Source organism: Victivallis sp. (assembly GCF_048170485.1).
Lineage (GTDB): Bacteria > Verrucomicrobiota > Lentisphaeria > Victivallales > Victivallaceae > Victivallis.
The window spans coordinates 1-7,158 of record NZ_DBEXAY010000036.1; the positions used below are offsets into that span (position 1 = coordinate 1).

Annotated in this window: 7 protein-coding genes and 1 pseudogene; 7 read left to right on the forward strand and 1 reads right to left on the reverse strand. The window is 56.4% G+C overall.

The window, feature by feature from the left end; all coding sequences use genetic code 11:
* From ACMLHG_RS01780 to ACMLHG_RS01795, 4 genes and pseudogenes are all read left to right on the forward strand, one after another.
* Nucleotides 1-121 (forward strand): annotated as a pseudogene (locus ACMLHG_RS01780) (IS5/IS1182 family transposase); the annotation flags it as partial.
* 45 nt (nt 122-166) lie between these two features.
* Nucleotides 167-898, forward strand: a complete 732-nt coding sequence (locus ACMLHG_RS01785; protein WP_417169347.1) for a prepilin-type N-terminal cleavage/methylation domain-containing protein — start codon at nt 167-169, stop codon at nt 896-898.
* A gap of 17 nt (nt 899-915) precedes the next feature.
* A complete protein-coding gene (locus tag ACMLHG_RS01790; RefSeq protein ID WP_417169348.1) occupies nt 916-3,243 on the forward strand; it encodes a DUF4962 domain-containing protein in 2,328 nt (775 codons plus the stop codon).
* A gap of 322 nt (nt 3,244-3,565) precedes the next feature.
* Nucleotides 3,566-4,588, forward strand: a complete 1,023-nt coding sequence (locus ACMLHG_RS01795) for an NAD-dependent epimerase/dehydratase family protein (protein ID WP_417169349.1) — start codon at nt 3,566-3,568, stop codon at nt 4,586-4,588.
* A gap of 14 nt (nt 4,589-4,602) precedes the next feature.
* Here ACMLHG_RS01795 and ACMLHG_RS01800 read toward each other — a convergent pair whose 3' ends face one another.
* A complete protein-coding gene (locus tag ACMLHG_RS01800) occupies nt 4,603-5,433 on the reverse strand; it encodes a lipopolysaccharide kinase InaA family protein (RefSeq protein ID WP_417169350.1) in 831 nt (276 codons plus the stop codon).
* 296 nt (nt 5,434-5,729) lie between these two features.
* Between ACMLHG_RS01800 and ACMLHG_RS01805 the strand changes: the two genes are divergently transcribed.
* The 3 genes from ACMLHG_RS01805 (at nt 5,730) to ACMLHG_RS01815 (ending at nt 6,938) form a co-directional block, all read left to right on the forward strand.
* The gene (locus ACMLHG_RS01805) at nt 5,730-6,344 is read left to right on the forward strand and encodes a hypothetical protein (RefSeq protein ID WP_417169351.1); all 615 of its coding nucleotides are present in this window, start codon (nt 5,730-5,732) and stop codon (nt 6,342-6,344) included.
* A complete protein-coding gene (locus ACMLHG_RS01810) occupies nt 6,341-6,592 on the forward strand; it encodes a hypothetical protein (RefSeq protein WP_417169352.1) in 252 nt (83 codons plus the stop codon). Before ACMLHG_RS01805 ends, ACMLHG_RS01810 begins: the two co-directional genes overlap by 4 nt.
* A 139-nt stretch (nt 6,593-6,731) precedes the next feature.
* A complete protein-coding gene (locus ACMLHG_RS01815; RefSeq protein WP_417169353.1) occupies nt 6,732-6,938 on the forward strand; it encodes a hypothetical protein in 207 nt (68 codons plus the stop codon).
* Nucleotides 6,939-7,158: the final 220 nt, after the last annotated feature.

The following is a 7,158-nucleotide window of genomic DNA, read 5'->3' on the forward strand; positions in this document are numbered from 1 at the left end:
TGTCGAGAATGCATTCATGATATTAAAACGTTGGCGCGGAGTCGCAACCAGATATGCTAAAAACACCGCTTCGTTTCTTGCTGCAGTACAAATCAGGTGTATTGCAGCTTGGGTCTTTTAACTATTGACGACACGATCTAGACAACAACAGCAGGAGAGTTCCATCATGAAACATTTATTTACTCTAATAGAACTTCTAGTAGTTATTGCAATCATTGCCATCCTCGCCGCCATACTGCTGCCCGCGTTGAATCAGGCACGGGAACGTGCCAAGTCGATTCAGTGTTCATCGAATCTGAAGCAGCTGGGAGCCTATATGCTGATGTATGTCGATCAGAACGCCGGAATCATACCGTCACACGACGGCAACCTGGCGACCGAAAGCAACGCATTTGCGGGAAAATGGCAGGATGTTCTGTACCGCTTCGCCAATCCGAACGCCCTCGCTGGTGACTGCAAATTTCTGCGGGACGCCGGAAACGGACTCGAATATCCCGTCGCCCCCTTCGCCTGCCCCTCCTCCTGGGCTTACGACCGGGCCAAATCCTGCCGCCATTACGGAATCAATATGGCGACAAATACCCGGGCGGGATTTGCCTCCTACATCGGAGGTGAGTTCGACATGAAGATCTCCCGAATCAAAACACCCAGTCGCCGGGCGGCCATGTTCGACCTCGACCGCTGGGAAACCAAACCGCCTAACGGCGCCATGCAGAAATCCCAGATGCTCAACGCCAGTACCGACGGCATCGGCGTGTGGCGGCACGGCAATCACAACAGCATCAACGTATGCTTCGCCGACGGACACGTCGCCCTGCTGGAGGAAAAAAAGATTCCCTCCACCTACTGGGAGGACCAGGTCACCGGGTATTTCTGGTCTACCAGCGACAGCCGTTGAAGAGGAGAAACCCAACCATGAAAAAACCGCTTGCCACTTTTTTGATCACCGGATATCTTCTGTCTTTGAGCATATCAGCCGCGGCGCCGTTCCGGGAAGAGCCCGCCCGCAGCGATGAACGCGGCGTGCATCCAGCCGCCGGGGAACTGCTTCGCGTCACTCCGACGCCCTTCGTTTGGCGGGAGCAGAGGGGGGCCCGCAGTTACGAGCTGCAGTACGCCCGGAACCCGGAATTTCACAATGGGGTGACGGCGGCGCCGCTCCGCTGGAACGTTCACTGTCCCGCGGCAAGGATGGCGCCGGGCACCTGGTACTGGCGCGTCCGTTTCGTCGATCAGCGAGGAGAACCCTCACAATGGAGTTCGGTCCGGAAATTCGAGATCGCCTCCGATGCCGCCGTCAATCCCATGCCGACACGCGCGGAGTGGGAAAAGCAAATTCCGGCGAAACACCCGCGCATCTTCCTGCGTCCGGAAGAGTTGCCGAAGCTGCGCCGCTCGAAACCGGAACTGCTTGCGGAACTCACCCGACAGTGTGAAGCACTCCTTGCGTCTCCTCCCTCCACAAAAGAGCCGCCGAAGTATCCGGAAGGGGTGAAACGCCCCTCCCCCGAATGGATCAAAATCTGGTGGGGAAACCGGCTCCATGTCATGAAAACGCTCGACGGAGCGGCCACCCTCGGCTACGGCTATCAGATCACCGGGAAGCGGGAGTACGGCAATCTGGCGAAAAAAATTCTGCTGGAGTGCGCCCGCTGGGATCCGGAAGGTTCCACCAGCCGCCGGTACAACGACGAGGCGGGGATGCCCTACCTCTCCCGCTTCTCCCGCACCTACAGCTATGTGCAGGAGCTGCTGACCGAACCGGAACGAGAGCTGTGCCGCCGGGTCATCCGAATCCGCGGTAACGAAGCGTTCCATTCGCTCTATCCCCGGCTGTTTTTCCGCCCTTATGACAGCCATGCCAACCGGCTGTGGCACTTTCTCGGAGAAGCGGGGGTGGTCTTTTTCGGTGAAATTCCGGAGGCGGGCGACTGGATCGACGGCGCCATGCACTACTACTTCTGCCTCTACCCGGTGTGGGGCGATGAGGACGGCGGCTGGCATGAGGGAATCTCCTACTGGCGGGAGTACATGGAGCGCTTCTTCTGGTGGGCCGACATTCTGGACAACACCTTCCACGTCGACATCCGCCGGAAACCCTTTTTCGCCCGGACCGGCTATTACGGCATGTACGTCTCGGTGCCGGGGACCCGTGACGGCGGCTTCGGGGATCTGTCGGAAAATCACCGCTGCCGCCATGCCGGCGCCATGTCGACCCTCGCCACCCTGGCGGGAGATTCCAACCTTCAGTGGTACGCGGAACGGATCACCGACATCATGCGCCGGACCGATCCAGCGGGGGCGGCGGCGAAAGAGGCCATCTACATCGATTTTCTGCGCGCGTCGCGGCCCCGCGTAAAAGCGGTTCCGCCGACGGAGCTGCCCACCTCGCGCTGTTTCCGGGGGAACGGCCTGGCGGTGCTGAACACAACGTTGCTCCACGGGAAGAAGAACATTCAACTCCAGTTCAAATCCAGCCCGGTCGGCACATGGAGCCACGGATACGACGCCAACAACAGTTTTCTCCTGAACGTCTTCGGCGAACGGATGCTGATTCGTTCCGGCCGCCGGGATATGTATGCGAGCAACTTCCACAGCAACTGGATGTGGGAGACCAAATCGGAAAACAACATCACGGTCAACGGTATCGGCCAGAAAAAACACTCCCGTGACGCAAAAGGAGAAATTATCCGCTTCGTCACCGGAAAAACCTTCGACTACGTCGAGGGAGAGGCCGCCGGCTCCTACGAGGGACGGGTCAGAAGTTTCCGTCGCCGGATTCTCTTCGCCAAGCCGTCGGTGATTCTGATTTCCGACACGCTCGAAACACCGGAACCGGCCATTTTCAATTGGCATCTGCATGCGCTCAATCCGTTCCGAGTGAACGGGCAGAACGACATCTTGCTTGAAAACAATCAGGCGGCCTGCAAGGTGGAATTTCTCCGGCCGGAGGGACTCAAGTTGACAGTGACCGATCGGTTTGATCCCCCACTGCCGCCTCACCTCAAGTTGCGCCAGTACCACCTGACCGCCGACACGCCGGAACCGGCGCGGAAGGTACTCTTTCTCACACTCCTGCGCCCGCATCGAGCGGGGACAGCGCTGACGGGGAATACCCGATTGGAAGAGCGTGGCGACCAGCTGAACATCACCCTCCCCACGCCGGAAGGCGAGCTGCGTATTTCCGTCAACCGGAATGACGGGACCGTCACCGCCCGGTACAAAGGAGAAGAGTTCCGCTGATTCCGGATGCTCTTCCGTGACTGACGGCGGGTTCTCTGCTTACTGGAGAACCCGTCGATTTTCATTCCACCGCTTGAATCCGGGGAGGAAATTCCGATTGTCTCACATTGTGAAACCTATGGACAGTTTCACGACAGCTTTATGCCGGAGACCGAGTGGATGATTTCCGGCGGGGCGTCATTCGGCGTTCCGCCGTTCTTTTTGCGATGATCGTTGATTTGTTTAGAAAGTGCGCTGTTTTTTTCAGGTGCAATCCGGTTCGATCATGGTATAGTATGGAAGAATCCGGAACATTGATTTTTTCATAACACAGGGAGTTGTCATGAATCGAAAACGCATCCTGCTCATTGGCGGCACCGGCTCCATGGGGTTCTATCTTACGGAACTTCTGCTCAAACAAAACTACCAGCTGGAAGTTGCCGCCATCGCCCCCGGCGAAATCCAACACCCCAATCTCCAATATTTCATTCTCGACGCCCGCGACATCGGCAACCTCACCCGGCTGCTCGAAACCCGTCCCGACGCAGTGATCGACTTCCTCGACTATAAGCCAGCCGAATACCGGAAGCGCTGTGAACTTTTTCTGCGCAATACCAAACACTACTTCTTTCTCTCCAGCTACCGGGTCTACACCGATCTCGACCCGGTCACCACGGAGGAGTCGCCGTTGCAGAAAGACGCCGCACCCGACCTCGCATTCCGGAATTCCGACGACTACTCCATTTACAAGGCGCAAAACGAAGAGATCCTGCGCGCCATGCCTTACGACCACTGGACCATCGTCCGGCCGTCGATCATCTTCTCGAAATTCAGTCTGCCGCTGACTTCGCTCGGCGCCAACTGCATCTACAACCGGGCGATGGAGAAGAAACCGGCCCTGATCGCCGACAGCGCGGTCGAGGTACAAAGTACCTGCACCTGGTCCGGAGACATCGCAAAACTCTTTGCCGGACTGCTCTTCCGGCCCGACACCTTCCGGGAGACCTACTCGCTCTGCACCGGCGAGCACCGCACCTGGGGAGAGTGGGCGAAAGCCTATCGTGAACTTATCGGGCTGGAGACGTGGACCATTCCGCAGGAGGAGTTTGAAGGGATCTACTGGAACCGGGCGCAGTGGGCGCTCTATCAGTTCCGCTATGACCGGATGCTCAACCGGGTGCTGGACAACTCCAAGGTGCTGAAAGCGGCCGGTCTCACCCAGTCCGACCTTACGCCGGTCTGGAAGGCGCTGGAGTTCGAACTGCGCCGCTTCCCGGCGGATTACCGTTTCCCCGGCGGCGAAGAGCTCAACGCCAATATGGACCGTTACCTTTCCGGCGGCGGCACCATTCTGCGGAAGTTCTGACCCGGGAACCGGCACTACCAGTCGAGAACGTTCACGCCTTTCCGGAAATAATGGCGGTGGAAGTTCCGCATCGTCGCGCAGAGGGAATCCAGCGTGAAGCCGCAGTCGGGATTCTGCTCAAGGTAGCAGGCGAGCATCCGACGCCCCTCCTCCGCCGGGAGCTGCATGTCCCCCAGGATGGTGTAGAGGTCGAAAGCGATCGCGCGTTTCATCCGGAACCGGAACACAATCCGGCAGCGGGCGACATCGACCCAGAAGACCTCCATCGCCCCATCCGGGCGGAGCCGCCAGAGGATGTTCCGGGGGTGGATCGCCTTGTGGAAGAAGTTGTTCCGGTGAAGTTTCGCCAGAATCGGCATATTGATGTGCCAGAACTCCTCGCACCGTTTCCGATCTTCGCGGAAAGGGCCGCCCGGCATGAAGCTCCGGCCATCCCGGGTTCCCTCGAGGAATTCGGTGATGAAGAAGGAGTCGTGCAGATGGCAGAGGGTGCGCCGCTCCCCGAAGGCCAGCACCTTCGCCGCGGGCACATCGAGCTGGTAGAGCACCTGATAGTTGCGGAACTCCCGCGCCGGAAGCGAGAGATCGAACCAGTAGCGCCACGGCTTCTTGCCATGGCAGACTTTATAGACGGCCGTCATACCGCCCGTCTCCTGCGGCAGCGGAATTTTCCACACCTCTTTTCCGCCGGTCCGGCTGAGCAGAGCCTCTTCATTGCGCAGTTCGGGGTGCGCGTTGATGTAGGAGAGTCCCTTTTCAAATCCGGGAGCGGTCCATTTGCGGTAATAGAGGAAGTTGAGCGGCAACCGGAACACGGAACGCTCGCCCGGCAGTTTCCATTTCATTTTTACCCAGAATTCCTTTTTGTCCGGTCCGGCGGACACATCTCCTCCGGGCATTTCTGACTGGTTCCGGAATAAAGGTAGCATGGTTTTACGGTTTTTCAATCGCCCATCTGCAAAAACCACAGTTTCCCGGAGGCGAGGCGACCGCGAAACCGGCCACTGCTGCAAAAAAGGAGAGCCGGGAGGAACACCGCGCCAGACGACAGGCGCAGTGGGAAGCCGCTTACGACAAGCGGCGTGACGCCTGGTATCAGCAGATCATCAAAGACGGAGGATCGAAGGAGCTGGCCGGAGAGTTGGCCGACGCCTATACGCCGGGGATATCCAAACTCGGAAAACCGCCGAAAATCGTTTTTGAAACAGGAAGGGCCTATCATTTACCAGGAGATAACGAAATTCACCTCGATCCGGATGTGTCCACTTGGAATGGTCTTCCGTTGACGGCACGTCATGAGTTTGGTCACTGGATCGATCATCGAACCCGGATGCGAGACCAGAGGAAAATTGACGATTTCAACGCAGTAGCAGCGGCGGATTGGAAGTTGCTTAAGAAAAAAGCAAATGGAAATTTGAAAATATACAAGGAGGATTTATATGTAACACCTTATGATCCTCCGGAGGGAACGTATTGGCAGGAAGCATCGCAAACTATGTTCGGAAAACCAATCAGTAAGTTGAATCTGGCCGAACGAAAAATTCTGCGACAGCATCAGGATGCGCTCGGTTCAATCACCAACGGTAACTATGGCGGTGGCCATGCCAAGACATATTACAAGGGAAAAGGGAAAAATAATGTTGAAGCATTCGCACAGGCTTACGCGGCATATTGCCGAAACGATGAGCAATTCCGGCTTGAATTTCCGAACATAACCGCTTATATTGAAAAACTGATGAAAGGGCTGGAAAAATGAGCGAGTTTCCCTTTGGATTCAATTATGAAACGCTGATTACTGATGAAGATCGGGCGTTGCGAAAATTGGCGCTGACGTTGTATTCTGAGGATGCGGCTGACTACATTGCTGAAAAATATACAATCGCGAACAACTGGCAGAATTACGCTGACAAAGTGACCAATCTTATCTCTCGCAAGTTGCCGGAAGCGGAATTTATAAGGGAAATTCAACAACTGAATTTAAAAACCCCAAGTCGTCTGTATTGATATTCTGTCCCGGCTTGTCGGCCGGGTTTTTCTTTGCCTCGAATATGGATTAAAACGCAAGATTTTTGCAAAATAATCCATACCTCCGGTTGATGGTTACGGAAACGGCACTATATTGAAAATCAAGGGGGTTTTCAGTATGGAACAGGCGCCGGAGTGCTGGGGAAAATTCGATCAATGCGGGCGGTTGTGCGAATTCGCGGCCGCCTGCCGCCTCTGCACCGAAACCGAATCCCGCATGGACCGCGCCCTTGGCGGGCAGGAGTTCGACAGCGTCGCAGAGCGGGCCCCCGCTCTCCCGATGCCGTCAAACAGCAGAAAAGATTGCTCTTCGCCTTGTACCTGAAATAAATTATGGTATTTTAAACATGACAAATCACCGTCAGGCAATTCGCAAGGAGAAAGAGCAATGAACATCGTCTGTCCGCAATGCGGCGCGAAGTACGAACTTGACGATTCCATCTGCGGGAAAACGGTGGAATGTTCGTGCGGCAGAAAGTGGCTTGTGACCGCACCCGCCGCATCGCAAGCTTCGGTGATGCGCTCCGTGCGCAGAAAGAAAAAGA

Bases quoted from the DNA above. Each gene is read 5' to 3' on its own strand.
- ACMLHG_RS01800 (WP_417169350.1), bottom strand. From the start codon at position 5,433: ATGAAATGGAAACTGCCGGGCGAGCGTTCCGTGTTCCGGTTGCCGCTC.
- ACMLHG_RS01795 (WP_417169349.1), top strand. From the start codon at position 3,566: ATGAATCGAAAACGCATCCTGCTCATTGGCGGCACCGGCTCCATGGGG.
- ACMLHG_RS01810 (WP_417169352.1), top strand. From the start codon at position 6,341: ATGAGCGAGTTTCCCTTTGGATTCAATTATGAAACGCTGATTACTGAT.
- ACMLHG_RS01790 (WP_417169348.1), top strand. From the start codon at position 916: ATGAAAAAACCGCTTGCCACTTTTTTGATCACCGGATATCTTCTGTCT.
- ACMLHG_RS01785 (WP_417169347.1), top strand. From the start codon at position 167: ATGAAACATTTATTTACTCTAATAGAACTTCTAGTAGTTATTGCAATC.
- ACMLHG_RS01815 (WP_417169353.1), top strand. From the start codon at position 6,732: ATGGAACAGGCGCCGGAGTGCTGGGGAAAATTCGATCAATGCGGGCGG.